This is a genomic window from Streptomyces sp. AMJ-169, assembly GCF_055597585.1.
In genome coordinates, this window is record NZ_JBVLTJ010000004.1 from 434,147 (window position 1) to 457,108 (window position 22,962).

15 protein-coding genes are annotated in these 22,962 nt (G+C 71.1%); 3 read left to right on the forward strand and 12 right to left on the reverse strand.

All coding sequences use genetic code 11. The features are described 5' to 3' along the window. Nucleotides 1–2: 2 nt before the first annotated feature. Both ACYUD3_RS12530 and ACYUD3_RS12535 read right to left on the reverse strand, forming a co-directional pair. The gene (locus ACYUD3_RS12530; RefSeq protein WP_470968101.1) at nt 3–494 is read right to left on the reverse strand and encodes a BlaI/MecI/CopY family transcriptional regulator; all 492 of its coding nucleotides are present in this window, start codon (nt 492–494) and stop codon (nt 3–5) included. A 52-nt stretch (nt 495–546) separates the two neighbouring features. Beyond that, nucleotides 547–1,344, reverse strand: coding sequence for a COG4705 family protein (locus ACYUD3_RS12535; protein WP_470968103.1), 798 nt, complete (start codon nt 1,342–1,344; stop codon nt 547–549). Between the two features lie 214 nt (nt 1,345–1,558). On the opposite strand from ACYUD3_RS12535, the gene ACYUD3_RS12540 reads away from it, so the two are divergent. Together ACYUD3_RS12540 and ACYUD3_RS12545 are read left to right on the forward strand one after the other, a co-directional pair. Next, nucleotides 1,559–2,221: a response regulator transcription factor gene (locus ACYUD3_RS12540; RefSeq protein ID WP_470968106.1), complete on the forward strand. Its 663-nt coding sequence runs from the start codon at nt 1,559–1,561 to the stop codon at nt 2,219–2,221. Between the two features lie 335 nt (nt 2,222–2,556). Next, on the forward strand, nt 2,557–3,792 hold the full coding sequence (locus tag ACYUD3_RS12545; protein WP_470968108.1) for a sensor histidine kinase: 1,236 nt from the start codon (nt 2,557–2,559) through the stop codon (nt 3,790–3,792). On the opposite strand, the gene ACYUD3_RS12550 is transcribed toward ACYUD3_RS12545, so the two are convergent. Genes ACYUD3_RS12550 through glyA form a run of 6 tightly spaced genes read right to left on the reverse strand, consistent with a single transcriptional unit; the run spans nt 3,782 to nt 10,832 of the window. Continuing rightward, entirely contained in the window at nt 3,782–4,567 is a 786-nt protein-coding gene (locus tag ACYUD3_RS12550; protein ID WP_470968111.1) for a COG4705 family protein, read from the reverse strand. The genes ACYUD3_RS12545 and ACYUD3_RS12550 overlap by 11 nt on opposite strands. 44 nt (nt 4,568–4,611) lie before the next feature. Continuing rightward, nucleotides 4,612–5,205, reverse strand: a complete 594-nt coding sequence (locus ACYUD3_RS12555) for a sarcosine oxidase subunit gamma (protein WP_470968112.1) — start codon at nt 5,203–5,205, stop codon at nt 4,612–4,614. Further along, entirely contained in the window at nt 5,198–7,990 is a 2,793-nt protein-coding gene (locus ACYUD3_RS12560) for a sarcosine oxidase subunit alpha family protein (protein WP_470968114.1), read from the reverse strand. The genes ACYUD3_RS12555 and ACYUD3_RS12560 overlap by 8 nt, the downstream gene beginning before the upstream one ends. Further along, the gene (locus tag ACYUD3_RS12565) at nt 7,987–8,271 is read right to left on the reverse strand and encodes a sarcosine oxidase subunit delta (RefSeq protein WP_470968117.1); all 285 of its coding nucleotides are present in this window, start codon (nt 8,269–8,271) and stop codon (nt 7,987–7,989) included. The genes ACYUD3_RS12560 and ACYUD3_RS12565 overlap by 4 nt, the downstream gene beginning before the upstream one ends. Before the next feature lie 9 nt (nt 8,272–8,280). Then, on the reverse strand, nt 8,281–9,510 hold the full coding sequence (locus ACYUD3_RS12570; RefSeq protein WP_470968119.1) for a sarcosine oxidase subunit beta family protein: 1,230 nt from the start codon (nt 9,508–9,510) through the stop codon (nt 8,281–8,283). Then, nucleotides 9,507–10,832: a serine hydroxymethyltransferase gene (gene glyA, locus ACYUD3_RS12575; RefSeq protein WP_470968121.1), complete on the reverse strand. Its 1,326-nt coding sequence runs from the start codon at nt 10,830–10,832 to the stop codon at nt 9,507–9,509. Before glyA ends, ACYUD3_RS12570 begins: the two co-directional genes overlap by 4 nt. A gap of 116 nt (nt 10,833–10,948) precedes the next feature. Here glyA and ACYUD3_RS12580 point away from each other — a divergent pair, with 116 nt between their 5' ends. Beyond that, a complete protein-coding gene (locus ACYUD3_RS12580) occupies nt 10,949–11,632 on the forward strand; it encodes a GntR family transcriptional regulator (RefSeq protein WP_470968506.1) in 684 nt (227 codons plus the stop codon). Nucleotides 11,633–11,649: 17 nt separating this feature from the next. On the opposite strand, the gene ACYUD3_RS12585 is transcribed toward ACYUD3_RS12580, so the two are convergent. Genes ACYUD3_RS12585 through ACYUD3_RS12600 form a run of 4 tightly spaced genes read right to left on the reverse strand, consistent with a single transcriptional unit; the run spans nt 11,650 to nt 22,957 of the window. Next, the gene (locus tag ACYUD3_RS12585) at nt 11,650–12,105 is read right to left on the reverse strand and encodes an RDD family protein (RefSeq protein WP_470968124.1); all 456 of its coding nucleotides are present in this window, start codon (nt 12,103–12,105) and stop codon (nt 11,650–11,652) included. Then, nucleotides 12,102–12,611 (reverse strand): hypothetical protein, encoded by a 510-nt coding sequence (locus ACYUD3_RS12590; RefSeq protein ID WP_470968126.1) that lies wholly within the window; start codon nt 12,609–12,611, stop codon nt 12,102–12,104. Before ACYUD3_RS12590 ends, ACYUD3_RS12585 begins: the two co-directional genes overlap by 4 nt. Before the next feature lie 9 nt (nt 12,612–12,620). Continuing rightward, nucleotides 12,621–19,121 (reverse strand): RHS repeat-associated core domain-containing protein, encoded by a 6,501-nt coding sequence (locus tag ACYUD3_RS12595; RefSeq protein ID WP_470968128.1) that lies wholly within the window; start codon nt 19,119–19,121, stop codon nt 12,621–12,623. A 59-nt stretch (nt 19,122–19,180) separates the two neighbouring features. Further along, nucleotides 19,181–22,957: a LamG-like jellyroll fold domain-containing protein gene (locus ACYUD3_RS12600; protein WP_470968130.1), complete on the reverse strand. Its 3,777-nt coding sequence runs from the start codon at nt 22,955–22,957 to the stop codon at nt 19,181–19,183. Between the last annotated feature and the right edge of the window lie 5 nt (nt 22,958–22,962).

Consider the following 22,962-nt stretch of genomic DNA (forward strand, 5'->3'; position numbering starts at 1 on the left):
GCTCACCGGTTCCGGCGGGGGTACCCGTCGTGGGGTCCGTCCAGTCTGCCGAGCCCGTCGGCCCCGCCGGGCTCCTCGTGCCCCGACAGCAGCTGATGCAGCACATGTTCGTCCTGCGCCGACAGTTCGGAGACGAACCGCGCCAGCACCGCCTCCCGGTCAGGCCCGCCGGCCAGCAGCGAGTGCATGCGCTCGGCGGTGTGGGAGACCTCGTCGCGGGTCGGCTCGTAGGCGTACCCCCGGCCCTCCCGGTGGCGGACCAGCATCCCCTTGTCGTACAGCCGGGACAGGATGGTCAGTACGGTCGTGTAGGCGAGGTCGCCCGGCAGCCGTTCGCGGACCTCGCGGGCGGTCTTCGGTCCGTCGGCCGCCCAGAGCGCGGCGAGGACGTCGCCCTCCAGCTCACCCCGGGCCCGCCGGCCGGAAGCCTCCGGCTCACCGTGCGCGCGCCCGCCGGAAGCCTCCCGGGTCTCCTCGTCGCCTCGGTCCACCACCGTCCGCCTTCCTCCACCACTGCCGCCGTCGCTTGTCGCGCACAGCGTACTCCTACGCCTTGTAGGAGCCCCCCTTGCGGGAGAGCCCGAGCCAGGCCACGAAGCCGGCGATGGCCGCCGTCCACGCGAGGGTGACCGGGCCGAGCCCGAACCCGAGTCCGCCCCGGGCGCTGCCGAGCGCCATCCAGTCGGCGAGGGAGGCGCCGAGCGGGCGCGTGATGACGTACGCCGTCCAGAAGGCGGCCACCGCGTTCAGGGCGCCGGCGCGGTGGGCGAGCGCGGGGACGCAGATCGCGGCGGCGAAGAGGAGCACGGAACCGAAGTAGCCGAGACCCGCCGTGGCCGTCAGATCGCCCGCGGCCGTGCCGAGCGCGAAGGTCGCGAGGACGGCCGCCCAGTAGAAGACCTCGCGGCGGCGGGTGCGGATGCCGTGGATGGACAGGGTCCGCTCGACGGCGTACCAGACGGCGAACACCCCGGCCAGCGCGGCGAGGAAGAACGGCGCGGACAGCGTGTACGGCACCCCGAGCCCGACGTGCAGGACGTCGGCGGCCATCGTGCCGAACACGCTGACCATGACGACGGCCGTCCAGTACACCCACGGTATGTACCGGCGGACGGCGAACTGCGCGGCCAGGGCGGCGGCGAGGGCGAGTGCGCCGAGGGCGACCGCCGGGACCGGGCCGAGGAGGCGGGCCAGCAGGTCCGACGCGGTCTCGCCCATCCCGGTGGTGAGCACCTTCACGGTCCAGAAGGCGGCGGTCGCCTCCGGGACCTTGTTCGCGAGGGTGCGGGGCAGGGCGTGCGAGGGGGCCGGGGGACGGTCGTCGAGGAGGTGCTCGGTGGTCATGGACGGCACGATGACACGGCGTGCTCCCGCCGCCACAGATGCCTTTGCCATTGTTTTGGCGGCTCTGGTGCATGAGTTTCACCGGGGCGCCGCGAACCTGACCGCAACCTGAACGTCGTAGCGAAGCCGCTGGTCAGGAGGTTTTCCCGGGTGGTAAGGAGGCAGCTCACACCGATCTACTACATTGAGTAGAGCTGCGATCCGTTGGAGGGGCATGCGGTACAAGATCCTGGTCGTCGAGGACGATCACGCGCTGCGGGACGTGCTGCGCCGCGGCCTCGCCGACGAGGGCTTCGAGCCCGTGCCCGCCGCCGACGGCGCGACCGCGCTGCGGCTGGCCGGCGACCGGGTCGCCGCGGCCGTCCTGGACGTCGGGCTGCCCGACGCGGACGGCCGGGACGTCTGCCAGGCGATGCGCGCCAACGGTTTCGCCGCCCCGATCATCTTCCTCACCGCCCGCCACCACCTCACCGACCGGCTGTCCGGCTTCTCCGCCGGGGCCGACGACTACCTCCCGAAGCCGTTCCACCTCGCGGAACTGGTGGCCCGCCTGCGCGCGGCACTGAAACGGTCGGCGCCGACGCCGGTGTCCCGGGCAGGAGATCTGACCCTGGACGCGACCCGGCACAGCGTACGAGCGGGCGGCGCACCGGTGCCCCTGTCCCCGACGGAGTTCCGCCTGCTGGCGACCCTGGTGGCGGCGGCGGGCGGGATCGTCAGCCGCCGCGACCTCATCAGGGCCGCCTGGCCGGACGGGGCCCAGGTCAGCGACAACACGCTGGACCAGTACCTGAGCAGACTGCGCCGGAAGCTGCGGGAGGCGGGCAGCGGGCTGGGGCTGCGGACGGCACGGGGGATCGGGCATCGGCTGTCGTGAACGGAAGTTCAAGCGGGCCGGCGGCCGGGAGCGGAACTTCAGGCGGGCCGGCCGCCGGAACCGGAAGTTCAAGCGGGCCGACTGCCGGGGCCGGAAGTTCGAGCGGGTCGGCTGCCGGGACCCACGGCCCGCACCGACCGGCCGCTGAGACCGGGGGTGCGCGGCAACCGGCCGCTGAGGCCGAGGCTTCGCGGCGGCCGGCTCCCGGTCAGCCCCCGCGCACGCCCGAAACCGGCCACCGCCCCTCCCCCGTCACCCGCGCCCTGCGCCGCCTCTCCCCCCGCACCCTCCGCGGCCGGCTCTCGCTCGTCGCCGTCGCCACCGCCGCGCTGCTGATGACCGTCCTGACCGTGGTGTTCAACGCGATGGTCGAACGCCACCTGCGCCACCAGGCGGACGACGCGCTGCGCACCCGGGCGGCGGCCGTCGCCACGACCGTCGACACCAGCGGGCCGCGCGTACGGGTGGTGGAGACCTCCGACGACAGCCTCCTCGACACCAACGTGTGGATCTACGCCGGGACGCGGCTCGTGGAGAAACCCCCGTCGACGCCGGCCACCGGCACCCTGACCCGGACCGCCGCCACCCTCGCCGCCCGCGCGGAGACGCGCTGCACGACCGTGGACATGATCCGCATGTGCGCCCGCCCCGGCCCGGCGACGGTCGTCACCGCGCTGGACCTGTCCCCGTACCGCAACTCCGCCGACACCCTGCTGCTCGGCTCGCTCGCGCTGGACGCGGTGATGCTCGGTTGCACGTACGGGCTGACGCGGCTGGCGGTCGGGCGGGCGCTGCGGCCGGTGCGGACGATGACCGGGCAGGCGACGGAGTGGAGCGCGGTGGGCTCCGACGAGCGGTTCGGCGACGCCCGCCACCCCGCCGAACTCGCCCAGCTGGGCGCCTCGTTGGACGCCCTGCTGGACCGCATCCGGACGGTCCTGCGGCACGAGCGCCAGCTGACCGGCGAACTCTCGCACGAGCTGCGCACCCCGCTCACCCGGATCGTCGTCGAACTGGACTGGTGGCGCTCCCGGCCGCGCACGGCCGCCCAGACCCGCGCCACCCACGAGGTGATCGCCGAGGCGGCGCAGTCGATGCGGTCGATCTGCGAGGCGCTGCTGGACGACGCGCGCGACGGGGTGACGACGGCGCCGGGGGTGACGGAGGTGGTGCCGGTGCTGCGGAGGCTGGCCGCCGGTACCGAGGCCCAAGTGGTCGCGCCGGAACCGGAGTTGACGGCCGGTGTCGCCCCCGCGCTCCTGGAGCGGATCGTGAGCCCCCTGCTGGCCAACGCCCTGCGGTACGCCCGCTCGACGGTGACGCTCTCCGCGCGGCGGGCGCCGGGCGGGGTCCGGATCGAGATCACCGACGACGGTCCGGGGGTGCCGCAGGATTTCATGCCCGACCTCTTCCAGCCCGGCCGCAGGGCCGACCCCGGGGACGGCCACGACGGCGCGGGCCTGGGCCTGCCCCTGTCCCGCCGGCTGGCCCGGAGCACCGGCGGCGAGGTGTCGTACGACGCCGGGTACGGCTCCGGGGCGCGGTTCGTCGTCGAGCTGCCTACTGGGTGACGTCCTTGCGGGTGACCGTCAGGTACGCGACCAGCCCGAGGATGACCGCGAGGAACAGCCCGCTGGTGACGACGGTGCCGAGGCCGAGGCCCCCGTCCCCGGTCGGCTGCGACAGGTAGTCCCCGACGGACGCGCCGAGCGGCCGGGTGAGGACGTATGCGATCCAGAAGCTCCACACCGCGTCGAGCCCGAGCGTGAAGTGGGCGAGCGCGACCGCCGCGATGGCCAGGGCGAACAGGGCGGCCGACAGCCAGTACCCGAGGTCCATCCGCTCGGCGACCAGGTCGCCCGCCGCCGTGCCGAGCGCGAAGGTGAACAGGACGGCGAGCCAGTAGAACGCCTCGCGCGCGCCGCTGTCGATGTGGTGGATGGACAGCGTGCGCTCGCGCCGGTACCAGAGCAGGAAGACGGCGGCGAGGGCGACGGCGAAGACGGCGGTGCTGGTCTGGAGCGGCACCCCCATGTTGTCGGTGAGGTTGTCGCTGATCAGCGTGCCGACGACGCTGATGAGGGCGACGGCCGTCCAGTACACGCCGGGCAGGTAGGCGCGGGTGCGGAACTGCACGACGAGGACGCCCGCGAGCAGTGCGCTCATCAGCACGGACACCCCGGTCAGCCCGAGCCCCGCGTTCTGGTTCAGCAGATCGGCGGCGGTCTCCCCGACCGTCGTGCACAGCACCTTGATGATCCAGAAGTAGAGGGTCACCTCGGGCACCTTGTTCAGATGCCGGCGCGGGGAGGCCGTCGTGGGGACCTGAGTCGTCTCGTGTGTCATGAGGCCGGACGCTGTCATGGAAGACCTGAACGCATCCTGAGTGTCTAGGGCACCACGGGCCCCCCGAACTCCTTCATCGCGTCCATGAGCCAGCGCGCCGTGTAGTCCGCGAACGAGGCTCGGGGGAACACCCGGTACGAGGGGGTCGCCGTCGTCTGCCAGAGGAGTACCGGGACCGGGCCGAGGGCCGTCTGGAGTGCGTGGCCGGGGCCGAAGGCGCGGGGGTGGAGGTCGAGCGGGCAGCCCTTCTCCAGGACCGCGCGGGCCGACGGGCCCGTCAACTCCAGGGTGGTGCGGTTGGCGGAGACGTCGACCACCGAGCCCGGCGCCGGCCCCAGCGCCTCGCGCAACTCAGCGGTGAGCGCGGCCGGTTCGGCGGCGGACACCACCAGCCACTCGTCGGGGCCCAGCCAGGCCACAGTGTCCGTGGTCTCGCCACAGGCGCGCGGCAGCGGCGCGCCCAGCGCCTTCTCGATGCGGGCGGCGGCCTCGGACGCCGGGTCGACCCGGACGTTCACCATGGTCAGGAACGGCACCTCGGCCAGCCCGACCGCACGTGGACCCGTGACGGTCGCGGCGCTCAGCTGTTCCCGCAGATGGGCCAGCGGACTCACCGCCAGGAGGTTCGGCTCAGCCATCGCGCTTGGTCCCTTCGGGGTCGTAGAGGACGGAGTCGGTCACCTCGACCGGCACCAGGGCCCCGCCCACGGGGGCCAGCAGGGTCTCGCCGATCCGCTCCCGCCCGCCCGCCACCAGGGCCAGGGCGAAGGGCCGGCCGAGCGCGGGGCTGTGGTAGCTGGAGGTGACATGGCCCAGCATCGGCACCGGCTTCACCTCCAACGGCACGCCCTGGGCGATGAGTTGGGTGCCTTCGGGGAGCCGGGTCGTACGGTCCGCCGGCAGCAGGCCGACCAGTTGCTTGCGGTCGGCGCGCAGGGTGTCGGGCCGGGAGAACGACCGCTTCCCGACGAAGTCCTTCTGCTTGGACACCACCCACCCCATGTTCGCGTCCTGCGGAGTGACCGTCCCGTCGGTGTCCTGCCCGACGATGATGAACCCCTTCTCCGCGCGCAGCACATGCATGGTCTCGGTGCCGTAGGGCGTGATCCCGTACGGCTGTCCGGCCGCCCACACCTGCTCCCACACCGAACGCCCGTACCACGCCGACACGTTGATCTCGAAGGCGAGTTCACCGGAGAAGGAGATCCGGCAGATCCGCGCCGGAATTCCGGCGGCGAGGGTCGTCTCGCGGAACGCCATGAAGGGGAACGCCTCGTTGGACACGTCGACGTCCGGGGCGAGTCGGGAGATCACCTCACGTGCGCGCGGGCCCACGACGGCGATCGTCGACCACTGTTCGGTCACCGACGTGCAGTACACGTCGAGTCCGGGCCACTCGGTCTGGAGCCACTCCTCCAGCCAGTCCAGAACTCCCGCCGCGCCACCGGTCGTTGTGGTCATGAAGTAGCGCTCGTCGTCGAGGCGGAGGGTGACACCGTCGTCGAAGATCATGCCGTCGGGCTTGCACATGACGCCGTACCGGGCCATGCCGGGCTTCAGTTTCTTGAAGGCGTTGGTGTAGATCCGGTTCAGGAACTCGCCCGCGTCGGCGCCCCGGATCTCGATCTTCCCGAGGGTCGAGGCGTCCATGACGGCCACGCCCTCCCGCGCGGCACGGCACTCACGCTCGACGGCCGCGTCCATGTCCTCGCCGGCCAGCGGGTAGTAGCGGGGCCGCTTCCACTGCCCGACGTCCTCGAAGACGGCCCCCCGCTCAACATGCCAGCTGTGAACGGAAGTTGTCCGCTCCGGGTCGGCCAGCTCGCCGCGCTCCCGCCCGGCCAGCGCGGCGAAGGCGACCGGCGTGTACGGCGCCCGGTAGGCCGTCGTCCCGATCTCCCCCGGCGCCCCGCCCAGCAACTCGGCGATCACACCGATGGAGTTGACCCCGGACGTCTTCCCCTGCTCGTTGGCCGTCCCGAGCGAGGTGTACCGCTTGACGTGCTCAACTCCGCGCATTCCGGCGCCTGTTGAGCGCTGCACGTCGGCGACGGTGACGTCCCGTTGCAGGTCCACGAAGTGGGTGTCGTAGGAGTCCCCGGGTACGAGCCACAGGGCGCGCGTCGCCGACCGGGAACCCTTGTAGGTCACGGAGGGCACCGGCACCGGGAACCCCGCGTCCGTAGCCGCCCGCGCCCCGGCCCGCGCGCCCTCGGCGACGCAGTCGTCGGTGTCGTACGTCCCCTTCGCGGCGCCGGCGACCTGCTGGTCGCGCACGGCGGTCGACGGCACGAAGGCGGCCAGGTCCTCGTCCCAACTCACCTTGCCCTGGCGCTGGCTGTGCAGATGGACGACGGGGCTCCAGCCGCCGGAGACGGCCAACAGGTCGCAGGCGAAGGCCTGTTGGGGGGCGTCGGTGTCGAGGGCGCCGACCGTCACACCGGTCAGCCGGCCCTCCCCGGACGTGCCGGTGACGGCGCTGCCGGTCAGCACCGGCACGTCCAACTCGGCGGCCCGCGCGCTGAGTTCGGGGCGCGCGTCGATCACTGCGGCGACCTCGACGCCCGCGGCCAGGAGGGCGGCGACGGTGTCGTACGCGCTGTCGTTGTTCGTCGCGATCACCGCTCGGGAGCCGGGGGCGACCGCGTAGCGTTCGACGTAGATCCGCACCGCGTCCGCGAGCATCACGCCGGGGCGGTCGTTGTCGGCGAAGATCAGGGGGCGTTCGTGGGCGCCGGTCGCGAGGACGACCTGGCGGGCGCGGATGTGCCACAGACGCTGGCGGGAGACGCCCTCAAGTGCCGCGCCCAGGTGGTCGGTTCGGTGCTGGAGGGCGAGGACGTAGTTGCCGTCGTACGAACCGAAGGCGGTGGTGCGGTGGAGGACGGTCGTCTCGGGGGCGGCCTCCAGTTGTGCGGTGGTCCGCGTGACCCACTCGGGGCGGGACAGGAGTGAACCGCCCGGCTGGTCGTCGACGAGGATGACGCGGGCGCCGGACTCCGTCGCGGACGCCGCTGCCGCCAGGCCCGCCGGGCCGCCGCCGATGACCAGGACGTCCGTGTGGGCGTACTTCTTGTCGTACTCGGCGGGGTCGGGGCGGGGGTCGAGGCGGCCCCGGCCGGAGAGGGTGGTCGCGGTGAGGCCGTCGTACAGCTCGACCATGGTGGCCGGGAGCATGCCTTCGGAGCAGGGGCCGGCGAGCTGGAGCAGGGCGTTGGGCTCTTCCACGCCCGCGCTGACGATGCCCCGGCGGCGGCCCCGGTAGATCGAAGGGGCCACTTCCGCAAGGCCGCCCGCGAGGAGTGCGGAGGCGACGGTGTCGCCGGGGTGGCCGGTGAGTTCGCGGCCGTCGACGGTGAAGCGGAGGGTCGTGGCGCGGTCGATCCGGCCGCCCTGCGGGAGGCGGAAGGGCTGGTCGGTCATCGGGGCTCTCCTGCGGGGCGGGGTTCGCCGGGGCGGTAGACGGCGAGGACGTCGTGGGTGGCGGTGTCGCGCAGGACGTTGAACCAGCGGCGGCAGCCGAGGCTGTGCACCCACCGTTCGGCGAAGGGGCCCTTGGGGTTGTCGCGGTAGAAGAGGTAGGCGGCCCACTCCTCGTCGGTGAGGTCGGCGGGGGTCTCGGGGTAGGAGACGTGGGCCTGTCCGCCGTAGTGGTACTCGGTCTCGTCCCGGGGGCCGCACCAGGGGCAGTCGATCAGCAGCACGTCGTCTCCTCAGTGGGCCACGGCCGCGGCGCCGTGCTCGTCGATCAGGGCGCCCGTGGTGAACCGGTCGAGGGCGAACGGGGCGTTCAGGGCGTGTGGTTGGCCGGTCGCGATGGTGTGCGCGAAGGTCCAGCCGGCCGCCGGGGTCGCCTTGAAACCCCCGGTGCCCCAGCCGCAGTTGACGTACAGATTCTCAACCGGCGTGGTTCCTATGACCGGTGAGGCGTCGGGGGTGACGTCCACGATGCCGCCCCAGGTGCGCAGGACGTGCGCGCGGGCGAAAATGGGGAACAGCTCGACGGCGGCGGCCATTTGCTCCTCGATGACGTGGAACGAGCCGCGCTGGCCGTAGCCGTTGTACGTGTCGACGCCCGCGCCCATCACCAGCTCGCCCTTGTGGGCCTGGGAGACGTACACGTGGACGTGGTTGGACATGACGACCGTCGGATGGACCGGTTCGTGCAGTTCGGAGACCAGGGCTTGCAGCGGATGCGACTGAACTGGCAGCCGGAATCCGGCGAGTTGGGCGAGGACGCTGCTGTGCCCGGCGGCGGCGAGCCCGACGCGGCCGGCGTGGATACGCCCCCGGGTGGTCTCGACGCCGACGACGCGCTCGCCGTCCTTGAGGAAGCCGGTGACCTCGCAGCCCTGGATCAGATCGACGCCGAGCTGGTCGGCGGCGCGGGCCAACGCCCAGGCGACGTGGTCGTGTTTGGCGATTCCGGCGCGGGGCTGGTAGGTGGCGCCGAGGACCGGGTAGCGGGTGCGGGGGGTGACGTCGACGATCGGGCAGACCTCGGCGACCTGGTCAGGGTCGAGCCACTCGGCGTCGACGCCGTTGAGCTTGTTGGCCTCGACGCGGCGGACGCCTTCGCGGACGTCCTGGAGGGTGTGGGCGAGGTTGAGGACGCCGCGCTGGCTGAACAGGAAGTCGTAGTCCAGCTCCTCGGGGAGCGACTCCCAGAGTTTCAGGGCGTGTTCGTAGATCGCCGCACTCTCGTCCCAGAGGTAGTTGGAGCGGATGATCGTGGTGTTGCGGGCCATGTTGCCGCCGGCCAGCCAGCCCTTCTCCAGAACCGCGACATTGGTGATGCCGTGGTTCTTGGCCAGGTAGTAGGCGGTGGCGAGGCCATGTCCGCCGCCGCCGACGACGATGACGTCGTAGGAGGACTTCGGTTCGGGGTCGCGCCAGAGGAAGTCCGGGTGTTCCGGGAGGAGTTCGGCGGGTTCGGTGGTCATGCGGCGGCTCCGTGGAGCGGGAAGGCGGCGGTGAGCTTGGCGACGCGGGCGCGCAGTCCGTCCTCGGGGGCCTCGCCCTTGAGGGCTTCGGCGACGATGTCGGCGGCCTCGCGGAACTCGGGGGCGCTAAAGCCGCGGGTGGCGAGGGCGGGGGTGCCGATGCGCAGGCCCGAGGAGATCATCGGGGGGCGCGGGTCGAAGGGGACGGAGTTGCGGTTGACGGTGATGCCGACGCGGTGCAGCCGGTCCTCGGCCTGCCTCCCGTCCAGCGCCGATTTCCTCAAGTCGACCAGGACCAGGTGGACTTCGGTGCCGCCGGTCAGGACGGTGGCGCCGGTCTCGGCGACGTCGTCGGCCAGCAGCCGCCCGGCGAGAATGCGGGCGCCCTCCAGCGTGCGGCGCTGGCGGTCCCTGAACTCCTCGCTCGCGGCGACCTTGAAGGCGACGGCCTTCGCGGCGACGACATGCTCCAGCGGCCCGCCCTGCTGACCGGGAAAGACAGCGGAGTCGATCTTCTTCGCGAGCCCGGCCCGGCTGAGGATGACTCCGCCGCGCGGACCGCCCAGTGTCTTATGGGTGGTTGTGGTGACGACGTCGGCGTACGGCACCGGGTTCGGGTGCAGCCCCGCGGCGACGAGTCCCGCGAAGTGCGCCATGTCGACGAGGAGTTGGGCGCCGACTGCGTCCGCTATCCGGCGGAACTCCGCGAAGTCCAGCCGCCTCGGGTAGGCGGACCAGCCCGCGACGATCAGCTTCGGCCGGTGCGCCAGGGCGAGTTGCTCGACCTCGTCCATGTCGATCCGCAGGTCGGACTCGCGTACGTGGTAAGGGACGACGTTGTAGAGCTTGCCGGAGAAGTTCAGCCGCATGCCGTGCGTGAGGTGGCCGCCGTGGGACAGATCGAGCCCCAGGAGCGTGTCGCCCGGCTGCAACAGGGCTGACATCGCCGCCGCGTTGGCCTGGGCACCCGAGTGGGGCTGAACGTTGGCGTGTTCGGCACCGAACAGTTCCTTGACCCGGTCGATCGCCAACTGCTCGATGACGTCGGTGTGTTCGCAGCCGCCGTAGTAGCGGCGGCCCGGGTAGCCCTCCGCGTACTTGTTGGTGAGCACCGAGCCCTGCGCTTCCAGCACGGCGGCCGGGGCGAAGTTCTCCGAGGCGATCATCTCCAGCGTCGACTGCTGCCGGCGCAGCTCGGCGGCGAGGGCGTCCGCGACGGCGGGGTCCAGCTGGGCGAGGGGGGAGTCGAAGCCGGGTTCGCGGGGCGCCGAGCGGCTCGGGTCGCTGGTCAGGGAGTTGCTGATCGGAGAGTTCGTCGCCATTCGAGCGGCCTCCTGGGAGCCAACTAATGAGCAACTGATATATCAGGCTGTGCGGTACGGTATGGGAGGTCGGGGGACGGGTCAAGGGGGTAGGGATGGAGCGGGTGTTGGGCGGGATGGAGGGTGGGGTGGACAGGGCGGCCGGGGTCGCCGTACCCGTGGTGCCCGGTGTCACTGAGGAGCTTTCCCTCGCTGAACGGGCCTACCGTGCCATCCGGGACCGCCTGGTGATGCTGGAGATCCGTCCCGGGGCGCCGGTCAACGAGGAGCAGCTGGGGCAGTCACTGGGGCTGGGCCGTACGCCGGTGCGGGAGGCGTTGAAGCGGCTCCAGTACGAGCGGCTGATCACGACCTACCCGAGGCGCGGCACCTTCGCGACGGAGGTCAACATCACGGATCTGGCCGACATTTCAGAGGTCCGCCAGGAACTGGAACCCTTGGCGGCGGCCCAGGCGGCCCGCCGGGCGACACCGGCGGACCGGGCGACCTTGAGAGAGCTGCGCACCAACCTCACCACCCCCCAGGACCCCACCGCCCTGATGCACCTGGACCTCCAGGTCCACCGCGCCATCTACGCCGCCACCCACAACCCCTACCTCGAAGACACCCTGATCCGCCACGACAACCTCGCCACCCGCATCTGGTGCCTCTTCGTCGACCGCCTCCCCGACATGGCCGGCCACATCGAGGAACACGGCCCCTTGATAGACGCCATCATCGAAGCCACCCCCGACCGAGCGGCCCAACTGGCCCGAAGCCATGTGGAACGCTTCGAGAGAGCGGTACGAGCGGCGCTCTGACCTCCCGGCGACGGGAGTCACGCGCCGATCGGCCACCGCACGACGGCCGTACGGGCGGCCCGGTCGTATCTGCTCTGGTGGTAAGCGCCCCGGTCCTTGGCCATCTGCGCCAGCAGGACCGCGCCGACCAGCAGGTTCAGTACCGGGAGAGACAGAAAGGCCGCCCGGTCGAACTCCCGGACGAAGGCCTCTTTCCAGGACGGCGGACGCATGTCCTGCGCCCCCAGCCGGACCACTCTCAGGCCGAACATCCGCTTGCCCAGGGTCGTACCCCACCAGTGCACCAGGGGCACGTGGTAGGCGACTCCTCCCGCCATGAACCCGATGGGCAGCAGAATCACGAGAGCGGCACCGTCGCTGACGGCCGCGACCCCCATGAAGCCGAGCACCGAGAAGGCGGACGCGACCACGAAGTCCACGCAACGTGCCGCGATTCTCCGCCGGTTCGACGGAAAGACATGTTTCGCTGTCATCTTCTCCTGGCCTGTTTCTCGAGGCGGCTCTGTAGAGCGGACCGGAACCGGGCGAATCGGGCTTCGTCCTCCTCGATTACCTCAAGGATGTCCAGCGCGTTCTCCGTATCCCCGTCAACCGCCTCGCGGTAAAGGACCCAGAGCCCTTCTCTGGCCTTTTCGTAGCATTCGTCTTCAAGATTTCCGCGCCCGGCCGCGGTTTCACTGGAGTGGGACTCTCCGGAGACCGCGAACAGCAGCGTGACAAGGAAATGGTTACGGGCGAAGGGGGCCAGCTCGCCGGTGAGCGCGGCCAGGATCACCGACACCGCCGGCACGGCGGCCTCGAACAGCATCGACTGAATTTCCACATGCCCGTCGAGACGGTAACCGACCGCTTCCTCAGGCGCCTTGGCCTCCAGCAGCCGCCGGAAAGTCTCCGCCAGATGCGCGGCACCGTCCCCGCATCCGCACCGGAACTCCGACCAGTCATATCGGTCCAGCTCAAGAAGAGCGGCACTCACCATCGTCCACCACTAGCCTTTCCGCCCTGGCGGCTTCATCTCCAGAAGGGCCCCGGGAACAAAGGAGTCCACCGAGAACTGCCCCTGGCATACCGTGCAGATCGCTATCTCCTGCCAGACCTTACCAAGGCCGTCGTCGACGTCCATCAGCCTGCCCGCACGCGTGAACAGGACGTCCTGCGGGTCCCATCCGGTGAACTCCATGATGTTCACCTCGGCGCAGTTTCCGCCGCCGGAACAGCCGACCGCGACATCCCCGCTGCTCCTGTTGATGGCGGCGGAATAGGTCCGGTATTTCGCATCGCCGGTCGCCACCGTTCCGACGCCGTCACGAAGGGCGTTCGCGTCCGAGACCCGCGTTTCCAGATCCCAGCCACCGGCTGCCGGGTGAACGGTGACCGTCGGCTGGAACTTTCCCTTGGCGCCGCGGGAACCGCGAGCCGCGGCCGTGCCGCTCCTGGGTGCCGCCGCAGCTGCCCGCTCGCCGCCGCTCGCCGAACCTGACGCGGCGGTGTCCTCCGCCGCCGAAGCGGCGGCCTTGGCTCCTGAGGACGCCGCCGCCTCCTCTTTGGCGGCCGTTTCCAGGCTCTTCTCGGCGACGGCCGCACCGGCCCCGGCGATACCCATCGTGCCGGCGATGACGGCTCCGCCCTCGCTGATGACGCCCAGGGCGCCGCCCGCGACCGCCGCACCGGCCCCGGCTTCGGCTCCGGCGGTGATTCCGGTCGCTCCGGCTGCCAGTACGGCCGCGCACCCTCCGCCCGAGGCGACGACACAGGCGACCACTCCGACGACCACGGCCGTGGCGACGACGGCCGCGAGGACCGGGTGCCGCTCGATCGCGTGGTACGCCTTGTGCGCGTAGTCGGAGACGTGGCAGGAGAACGACCAGCCGCAGCCGTGATGGGAACTTCCGCCACCGCTGTGATGCCCACCGCCCCCGGACGCCGGATTGGTGTTGCCATACGCCGGGTCCGGTGGCTGGGAGCCCCGTTTGCCGCCGTCGTCAGGTTCGCAGTGCCCATTGCCGGGGTCTATGCACAGCCCGGCCGGGTCGCTGTTGGTGACGGGGTTGTCGGCGGCGTAGGTGTAGCCGTCGAGTTGCTGGGCGTCCGTCAGTTCCAGGACCGGGTCGTCGGAGACGAAGCGGCCGGTCGTGGGGTCGTACTCGCGCGCGCCGAGGTGGGTGAGGCCGGTGGGGGTGTCGGTGATCCCGTTGACGAAGCCCTTGTCGCCGAGCCAGGCAGCGGCGGAAGGCTGTGCTCCGCGCGGGTTGCCGAACGGATCGAGGCGGCGGCGGGTGATCGCCTGCGTGGTGGCGTCCACCGCTGTCTCAGCCGTGCTGTAGGCGTCCGTGACCTGCCACTGGAGGCTGCCGGCGGTGCGGACGGCGACGGTCTGTCCCGCCCAGGTGTAGTACCGCGTCCCCGTGGCAGCGGTGGCGCCCTTGGCCAGGCGTATCTCCGTGTCACCCAGGTAGAGCGTCGTGCCCGAGCCGTCGCGGGACAGGAGGCGGTTGCCGTCGGCGTCATAGAGGTAGGACGCCGAGGTCCCGTCCGCGTTCGTCACCTTCGCCAGTCGTCCCTCGGAGTCCCAGTCCAGCTGCTGGGTCTTGCCGTCGAGCGTGCGGGTACGGGTGTTGCCGGTGGTGTCGTAGGTGTACGAGTCGGTGGCGGTCGTGGCTCCAGACGTGATCGTCGAAGACGTCAGCGTGTGGGCCTGGGCCGTGCCGTGCGGTGGATAGACGTACGACGTCGTGGTGTCGGCGGCCCCGGTCGCCGTCGCGTGCGCGACCTCGCGGGTGCGGTTGCCCAGCGCGTCGTACGTGAAGCTCTGCCAGTAAGGTGCCGGGCCGCCCAGGACCGCTGTCGACGGGTTCGCCGAGCAGCCGTCCGTCGCGGTCCATGCCTCGGTCAGACGGTCGTGGCCGTCGTAGCGGTAGCACTGGACGTCGTCGGTGCCATCGGCGTGCGTGGCGGTCTTCGTCGGGTTGCCCGCGTCGTCGTAGGTGTAGGCCGTGTCCTCGACCGGAGCCGTCTGGGCGTCGTCGGTGACCAGTTCGCGCTGGAGGCGGCGGGTGCCGTCCTCGAACGTGTTGGTGATCTGGAGCCACTTCGCGCTGTCGGACGCGGAGGTGCCGAGCGTGAGCTGTGCGATGTCGCCGAGCTTGGTGTAGCCGGTGTTCTGGACGTAGCCGGAGGCGCCCTTGAGGGTGGCCGGCATGCTCAGGTCGTTGTATCCGTACTCCAGGGACTCGGCGGGCAGTCCGCCGGCCGCCGGGTCGGAGACGACCTGGACGGTGCCGTCGAGGTTGTAGCCGGTCGTCGAGGTGTAGGTGCCCGCCAGCGCCTCTTCGCCGGCCACCGAGGGGATGGTGACCCGGGTCAGCGTCGGGCGGTACAGGGCGTCGTAGGTGCCGACCTGGCTGATGTACGCCTTGCCGGACGAGCCTGCGACGTACCGGACCGATGACGTCGGCTGTCCCTTGGCCACCGAGTCATAGGTCCATCTGGCCAGTTCGTGCGCCGCGTCCTTGGTCGTGCCGTCGTACAGGTCGGTCTTGCGGCCGAGGACGTCGTACGTGTAGCTGAGGGTCTTCTCGTCGGCGGTACCCGACGCGGTCGTGACGGCGGCGACCTGGTCGAGATCGTTGTACGTCGTCTTCGTCGTGCCCGCGTCCGGGTCGGTACCGCTGGTTCTGCGGCCCATCAGGTCGTAGCCGTAGGACCAGGTGTTGCCGTCGTTGTCGGTCACCTGTCGCAGGCGGCTCTTGGGGTCGTAGGCGTATTTGACGGACGTGTACGCGCCGGTCGGGGTGCCGCTGTCGTACTGGCGGGTCTCGACGGTGCGGCCGAGGGTGTCGGTGAGGGTGGTGGTCGCGATGCCGCCCTTGGGCGGGGTGACGGTGACGCGGTCGCCGCCGTACACGGTGGTGGTGGTCCAGCGTTCGGTGCCCAGGGCACGGAAGTCACTCGCCGTGGCGCGGCCGGCGCCGTCGTAGGTGGTGAGGGTCTGGGCCGGAACCGCCGAGGTGATGTTCGCCAGGGTCGTGGACGGGGCCGAGGTGTCGGTGTAGTCGGCGTCGGACTCGGTGGCGAGACCGCGGCTGTCGTACTTGGTCTGGGCGATGACCCGGCCGCCGCCCGGCGCCGGGGTCTGGGTCTGGCGGGGGCGCAGGAGGGCGTCGTACAGGGAGTAGGTGGTGTCGTAGGTGGTGCCGTCGTTGTTGAGTTTGCCGGTGGCGACGGCGGAGGCCGCCGTGCTGGAGAGAGTGTAGGTGTAGACGAGGCTGGCGCTCTGGCCCGCGGACTTGCTGCGGTTGGCCAGCCAGAGGCCGGTCGTACGGCCGAGGGCGTCGTAGGTGTAGTCGGTCCGTCTGCCGTTCGGGTCGACGACCGTGGTGGCGGTGCCCCGGCCGGGGTCGAAGGTGGTGGTGGTCGCGTAGCCCTTGGCGTCGGTGGTGACGGTGCTGGTCAGCGGGCCGCCGGTGGCGGGGGTGTAGGTGGTGGTGCTCGCGGTCGTCGAGGTGGCGTCCTTGACCGAGTCGACGCGGCCCTGGGCGTCGTAGTGGCTGGTGGAGACCGTCTGGTAGACGGGGTTGCCGTCGCTGTAGGAGGAGACGCGCTGGGTGGAGGTCTCGTCGCCGAGCTTCGGGGCGGCGGCGTAGGCCTGGCCGTCGTAGAGGGTGCGGACGTCGGAGACGACGTCGTCGGGGCGGCTGGGGGTCGCGGCGCAGGAGACGTCGACGGTCTCGACGCGCACGGGGTAGGCCATCAGCCAGTCGGTGGTGTTGTTCGCGAGGGTGGTGCGGGTGCACTGTTCGTCGCCGGTGACGGAGTCGTCCCCGGCGTCGTCGACGAGGAGTGCCGCACCGGTGGTGTCGTCGTACGTGGTGGTGACGGTGGTGTCACGAGTACCGCCGGACGACAGGTCGGTGCGGGTATGGACGGCGTGCGGCCTGGTGAAAGTGCTGGCGCGGGTGCCGTCGGAGCCGGTCTGGTGAACCCACTGGTCGGTGATGACTCCTGAGACCTCGGCGGCGCCGTTGTACGTCACCGATTCGCGGGCCTGGCCGGCGAGGGGGCCGGCATCGGTGACAGAGGTACCGGTGGAGTCGGTGACCTTGACGCTGCGGGTGGTGCCGTCGGACTGTCTGTCGCTGTCCATGCCGCGGAAGTAGGCGGTGACGTTCTTGGTGCGGGTGGACTGGGCGTCTCCGGTGGTCGTGGTGACGCTGCCGTAGCCACGCCAGACGGACCAGGTCTTGCGTTTGGCGGGGGTGGTGACGTTGTCGGTGTCGTAGTGCCAGGCGGGTGAGCCGTTGTAGGAGTAGTCGGTCTCCTTCAGCGGGGCGCCGCCGCTGGGGTCGGACTCGGTGACCTGGGTGACGACGTATTTGTGGAACCAGTCGAGCTGCGGGTCGGCGGTGAAGGGCGGCTGCCAGTACGTCGGGAAGCAGCGCAGGGTGTCGGAGTCGGGGCCGGCGGGCATGGTGGCGCCCGCGACACACTGCGGGTCGGAGTAGTTGACGGTGAGGACGGAGCCGGTCTCCGAAGTGATGGTCCGCACCCGCCACTTGACCAGCGCGGCGATGTCGTCGTGGGTGGTGTCGACCCGGTTGGCGAGCTGAATGCCGGCGAAGGTGACGGGCGGCATGGCTTGGGTGGCGCCGTCCTTGCCGGTGTGGGTGATGGAGGTCAGCCACAGGCCGGCCGAGGTACCGTCGCCAGGGTCGGGGAAGGACTGGGCCAGGCTCCAGCTGTCGATGTCCCGGTAGGCGGGGGTGGCCAGGCCCGCGTCCCAGACGCTGGTGGTGACGGAGGTCAGGCGCTTGCGGGAGAAGAACGTCGGCGCGGTCGCCGTGCAGACCTTGCCGGCGGCGCAGAGCTGGTCGAACGGGACGTCCGGCCAGTGGGCGGCGGTGGCAGAGGTGAGCGACGTGCAGTCTTCCGTACCGGTCACCAGGCAGCGTTCGGCTGTGGTGAAGGCGACCTTCTCGGGGGCGTTGCCGAAGACCGTGGAGGAGGTGATGCCGTAGTCGATGCGGCTGAGGTAGCCGCCACGGTCGTACGCCGTCCCGTTGTCGGTGGTGGTGCCGTTCTTGGCGTAGTAGTTGGTTTCTTTGGTGTACCAGTACGACATGGCGTTGCCGTGGGGGTCGACGACGTAGTCCAGGTTCCAGCGCCAGGCCTGGGTGAGGGCGCGGCCGGCGAACGTGGTGCCCTGGTCGTAGCCGGGCTCACCGGGGTCGTCACCGAAGACCGGGACGGTCCAGGTGGAGTTGGTGACGGCGGCTCCGGTGGTCCAGCCGGGGAGACGGTTCCTGCCGAAGACGTACTGGGTGCCGTCCTGGGTGGTGACGGTCCAGTACTCGCCGTCGTTGTCGCCGTTGACGGCGCCGGTGGAGCGGACGACGCGTTCTCCGTCGTCCGTCTCGGGGTGCCAGTCGCCGGTGGTCTTGTCCTTGATGAGGGGGCTGGACTTGCCGCCGAGGACAAGGGTGGCGTTGTCGCCGGCCCAGCACTCATCGTTCTTGCCGCTCTGGCCGTCGTCGTCGCAGGAGTCGTACGAGCGCTCGATGTAGGAGGTGGAGAGGTCGAAGCCCTCCCCCACCCAGGACGGCTGGTTGTTGGTGGAGGGAAGCCGGCCGTCGACGCTCTGGGCGTCGTAGGTGAGGGCGAGGTTGGGGGCCGGGCCGCCGTTGGAGGGGGGTGCGGTGAGGGGGTAGGACCAGGTGAAATCGCCGCTGGAGCCGCCCGCGTTCCAAGCGGCGGAGGGGTTGAGGGAGGTCGCCTGGTAGGAGCCGGCACCGGACTTGGCGGTGGCCGCTGCGGTGGCGGCGAACGCGGTGACGGCGTGCGCGGAGAGCGGGGCGGTGGTGGTGAGGGTGTGGTGGGCGACGTCGTTCGTGGTGGCGGCCGGAGTCGCGGTGCGGCACTGCGCGCGGGCCGGGGTGGTGAGCGCGCAGGCGGGCAGGCGGACCAGGGTGAGCCGGGAGGCGTAGTCGCCGCCGTAGTTGCGGGCGAAGGCGGAGTAGTCGAGGGTCAGCCGGGTCCGGCCGGTGCCTTGGCGGCCGTCGGCGCGGGTGACGGACAGGACGGTGCCCTCGACGCCGAGGGCGGTCGCGGTGCGGTGCGGTGCGACCGTGACGCGTACGCGGGCCGGGGCCGGGCCGGTGTCCGGGGTGCTCGCCGCGACCGGCAGGCTTCCCACCGGTGTGGTGGTGGCGCGGGCGGTCACGGGCAGGGTCGCGGTGGCTTCGGCGGGCCAGCGCACCTGCTGTGCGACGCGGGCCGCGGTGCGGGCGGCGGCGGTCCGGGCGGGGTCGGCGCGGGTCGTCCTGTGCGGTGTGAACGGTGTGGCGGTGCCGTTCTTGACGACCGGTGCGTGCACCGTGCGATGTCCGTGCCGCTGGGTCGCCCAGACCGAGGGGGCCGTGCCGAGCCCGGTGGCCATCAGGGCGCCTGTGGTGACGGCGACGACCCACAGGCGTGTCCGCCGTAGCCCATCCATGACTGAACTCCCGATCGTGTGCAGGTCGTCTGAACGTCTGTCGTGCGACGGAGCCGCCGTCACAACGGGATGGGTACTTCGGCGATGTACATCTGGTTGATCGCGGTGCCGGATGTCACGCCGGTCCACACCCGTACGTCGTCCACGAGGCCGTGTGCGGCGTCGCCGTACGCGCCGGTGCTGACGCGTCCCCGGCCGATGTTGAAGGTGCCGGTGGCCTGCCAGGGGCTGGTGAAGACGGTGCCGTCACCGGTGGTGTCGCTGGTGTCGGTGTCGCCCTGGGCGCCCTGGCGGACTCCGTTGACGTAGAGCAGGAGCTGGTGGTGGGCGCCGTCGTAGACGCCGGTCACGAGAGTCCAGTCGCCGGGGTCGACCAGTTGGGCCGCCGCGGTGGTGGCCGGGACCTTCACGACCGCGGCGCTTGTCGTGTCGGCGGTGGTGCGGCCGAACACCCACATGCCTTGGGCGGAGCCGGCGTCTTGGTCGTACCACAGCCCCCAGGAGTCGCGGGTGCCGCCGGACTGGGTGGCGATCCGCATGTGGTGGGCCACGGTGGTGTCGGACAGCGCGGTGGCATCGAGTTTGGCCCAGGCGGCCACGGTGAAATCGCCCTGGGAGTCGACGACCGGTCCTGACGCGGTGGCTTCGGCCGCCGAAGTGCCGTCCAGGGAAAGGACGTTGCCCTTGCCGCCGTCGGTGTCGGCGGTCCAGGTGCCGCCCGCCGCGAGGGTGGCCGGGTGACCGTATCCGGAGGAGTCGGCGGCGCTGGTGCCGGAGGTCTCCTCCATACCCCAGTCGGCAACGAGCGCCGGGCGGGCCTGGCCGGTACCGACGTCCGTCATCGCCTGGAGGTCGGCGATCTCTTCGGGGGAGAGGATGCGGTTCCAGAGGGTGACCTCGTCGAGGCTGCCCGCCGTGTACTCGCCCCATGTGCCCTGGTAGAGGCGGCGGCCGATGTCGACCGGCCCTGAGGCTTTCCAGGGTGCGGTGAACGAGGCGTTCTTCGATTCGTCGTTCACGCCGTTGACGTAGAGCCTGAGCTGCTGGGTCTGGGCGTCGTAGACACCGAGGAGGTGGGTCCACACACCGGCGGCCGGAGTGGCGGACGACAGGGCTCGTACGATCGTCGGCGAGGTGACGTCGGCGGAGTGCCGGTTGAAGACCCAGCCGAAGCCGGTGGAGTAGTAGAGCTGGAATCCGTCGGCGGCGGTGCCCTCCTGTGCGACGAACGTGCTGTTCGCGGCCAGGGAGTTCAGGCGGACCCAGGCGGAGACCGTGAAGCTCTTCGTGGTGTCCAGCACCGAAGACTTCGTCGCCGCGTAGGCGGAGGTGCCGTTGCCTTGCAGCGCGCCGCCGAGCCGGGCCTTGCCGGCCCAGCCCGCACCGCCGTTCAAGGTGGCGTCGTTGCCTCCGACAGTGTCGGCCGCGGTGGAGCCGGTGCCTTCGTCCATGGACCATCGGTCCACCGGGCCCGCGCCCGGCGCGACCTTGAAGGAGTAGGTGTAGCTGGCCGACGCGTTGCCCGCCGAGTCCCAGGTCTGGACGGTGAGGGTGTTGAGCCCACGTACGTCAGGTGCCAGGGACGGTGTGTAGCTGACGGTGGCGGTTGTGAACGTCTTGGTCTGCACGGGATCGTCGTTGAGCTGGTACGTGTACTTGACGACGTCCGTGGCTCCGTTGGCCTTGAGGGTGAACGGGCCGGGGGCGCCGACGCCTCCGTAGGCCGTGCAGTCGTCCGGGGAGGTGGGGCTGGCGCACTCGGGGTAGGCGGCCGATTCGACGGCGGGCTGTACGGGGCGCGAGGTGTCGATGGTGAACCAGCACGCCGGTGACCAGGTCGAGTACATATACCCGGTGATCCCGTTGAAGGCGTACTTGTACTCGGTCCGGGCGCGGAACCAGTACGTCTGGCCGTTGGTGAGCGCGGGCGTCGTCCAGGTGCCGGCCGTTCCTGACGCCGTGTAGGCCGAGGGACTCCCCGACGCTGTCAGGGGGTTGGTGGCGTCGGGCACGTACTTGAAGACCTGGAAGTCCGGCCGGAGTGTCGCCTGCGAACCGTCCGAGGACGCGGGTGCGGCGGCCAGAGTGGGGGTCGTGTCCCGGATCACGGCGGCGGCGGTGCGGGCGGTGGCACAAGCCAGGCTGGGGCTCGCCATCTTCACAGCGGTTGGCGTACTGGGCGCGGAGACGAAGGTCACCGACAGGGTGGGCTTGTGGTCGGCGGGCGAGGCGAACTGTTTCCAGGCGATCTCGTCGTTCTCGTCGGCGCGCAGTCCCAGGGTGGTCGTGGCGGCGGACTTGCCCGCGGTGTAGGCCACCGCGCTCGTGGCGTCGAAGGAGACGTTCCCGCCGGGGCAGGCGGACGAATAGCCCTTGGCGGCGCTGACCGTGTCCACCTGGGCGGACCAGGCGGGCTGCGCGGCCCAGGTCGTGGCCGAGGAGATGGAGCCGGTGCGCCACAGCTGCACATCCTTGGCGGTGCAGTTGGCCGACCAGACCTCCAGGGCGGTAAAGGTCGCCTGGAGGATCTTCTTGCCGCCCAGGGTGTGGGTGTCGAACTGGTAGAGCGAGCGTGCCTTCTTGTGGTCGACCCACGCGTCGTAACCGGCGCCGAGGGAGTGGGAGGTCTTCCAGAAGGACGTCCCCGTCGCGCTCGACCACACGGTCGTCCAGCCCGAGAGCGACGCGCTGGTGGTCTGCGGGTCCAGCACCACGGGGTAGGTGGTGCCGGGGTCGTCGAGGAAGGACCTGTCGGGCTTCAGGGTCAGCGCGTCGTCCGAGACGGTCACGTCCATGGCCGCCGTGTGGGCGCCGGGGGCCGGGCCGGCCGGCGTGTCCGTGGCCGTGGCCTCGGCCGCGGGGCGCACGGCCTGTGCCACGCTCGCGCGGGACGCGGTGGACGCTTTCGCGGCCGGCGCCGCAGTGGTCTGGGAGTCGTACATCAGCGCAGTGCCGGTGGTGAACACCGGCCGGCCCTGAGCGTCGAGGAAGGCGGCGCCGCCGGTGTGGGTGTCGTGCGCGGAGACTCCGTCGACGGACACGGGGAACCGGATGTCCGACAGGTCCGTGTTCCGCGCCGCGGCACGGGACCTGATGACCAGGTTCTCGCTGAAGCCGTCCGGGACCGCCTGGACCACCAGGTCTGTCCCGGGCATGACATCCGGATAGGTGGCGGTGGCCCCCGCCAGGGCCGGCCGGGGCAGCGGCCACGGTGAACTGACGCTGTACGTCCTGCCGTTCTGCGCGATGGTCGCGAGAGGGGTGCCGGTCCCGCCGCCGGAGAAGGTGATGTCCGCGGCGGCGGCCTTCGGCACGATCGCTCCGGACGAGGTCTGCCGCAGGTCCGTGTCGACCGGTACCCAGCCCGACGCCGTCCTCGTCCGCACCGGTCCCGGATCGAACTCGACGGTGAACGTGCCGTCCGGCCGCGCCGTGACGAGCTGGGTGGGTGTCGTCTCGGCGCTCACGTCGACGGGGCTGCCCGAGACCTCGGCCTGCCGCGAGGCCGCCGCCTCGGGTGACAGGGTGTCACCCGTGCCGTCGGCCACGGCCCGCGCGGCGCCCGCGGCACCCAGCAACTGCGCAAGAAGCGCCGATGCCACGACGGCACGGCGCACCCCACTCCACCCCATGTCCCCCGCCTTTTTCACAGACTTTCTACAGCTGGGCAATGTCGTCCACACATGCGGCGCCGCATCCCCCTCCGGCAGCCGCGCGATCATGTACCGCACGCATCTCTCGACCTTCACCCGCCACAGCCGGGCCGCCTCATAGACGGCGGTGTCCTCGTCGGCGATGGTGTCGCAGGCCTGGCTGTAGTCCATGTCCAGGATCATGACGA

Excerpts from the sequence above, each read along its gene's own strand:
- ACYUD3_RS12580 (WP_470968506.1), top strand. The coding sequence starts at position 10,949 with ATGGAGGGTGGGGTGGACAGGGCGGCCGGGGTCGCCGTACCCGTGGTG.
- ACYUD3_RS12540 (WP_470968106.1), top strand. The coding sequence starts at position 1,559 with ATGCGGTACAAGATCCTGGTCGTCGAGGACGATCACGCGCTGCGGGAC.
- ACYUD3_RS12585 (WP_470968124.1), bottom strand. The coding sequence starts at position 12,105 with ATGACAGCGAAACATGTCTTTCCGTCGAACCGGCGGAGAATCGCGGCA.
- ACYUD3_RS12590 (WP_470968126.1), bottom strand. The coding sequence starts at position 12,611 with ATGGTGAGTGCCGCTCTTCTTGAGCTGGACCGATATGACTGGTCGGAG.
- glyA (WP_470968121.1), bottom strand. The coding sequence starts at position 10,832 with ATGGCGACGAACTCTCCGATCAGCAACTCCCTGACCAGCGACCCGAGC.
- ACYUD3_RS12600 (WP_470968130.1), bottom strand. The coding sequence starts at position 22,957 with ATGATCCTGGACATGGACTACAGCCAGGCCTGCGACACCATCGCCGAC.
- ACYUD3_RS12555 (WP_470968112.1), bottom strand. The coding sequence starts at position 5,205 with ATGGCTGAGCCGAACCTCCTGGCGGTGAGTCCGCTGGCCCATCTGCGG.
- ACYUD3_RS12535 (WP_470968103.1), bottom strand. The coding sequence starts at position 1,344 with ATGACCACCGAGCACCTCCTCGACGACCGTCCCCCGGCCCCCTCGCAC.
- ACYUD3_RS12550 (WP_470968111.1), bottom strand. The coding sequence starts at position 4,567 with ATGACACACGAGACGACTCAGGTCCCCACGACGGCCTCCCCGCGCCGG.
- ACYUD3_RS12570 (WP_470968119.1), bottom strand. The coding sequence starts at position 9,510 with ATGACCACCGAACCCGCCGAACTCCTCCCGGAACACCCGGACTTCCTC.
- ACYUD3_RS12545 (WP_470968108.1), top strand. The coding sequence starts at position 2,557 with ATGACCGTCCTGACCGTGGTGTTCAACGCGATGGTCGAACGCCACCTG.
- ACYUD3_RS12560 (WP_470968114.1), bottom strand. The coding sequence starts at position 7,990 with ATGACCGACCAGCCCTTCCGCCTCCCGCAGGGCGGCCGGATCGACCGC.
- ACYUD3_RS12595 (WP_470968128.1), bottom strand. The coding sequence starts at position 19,121 with ATGGATGGGCTACGGCGGACACGCCTGTGGGTCGTCGCCGTCACCACA.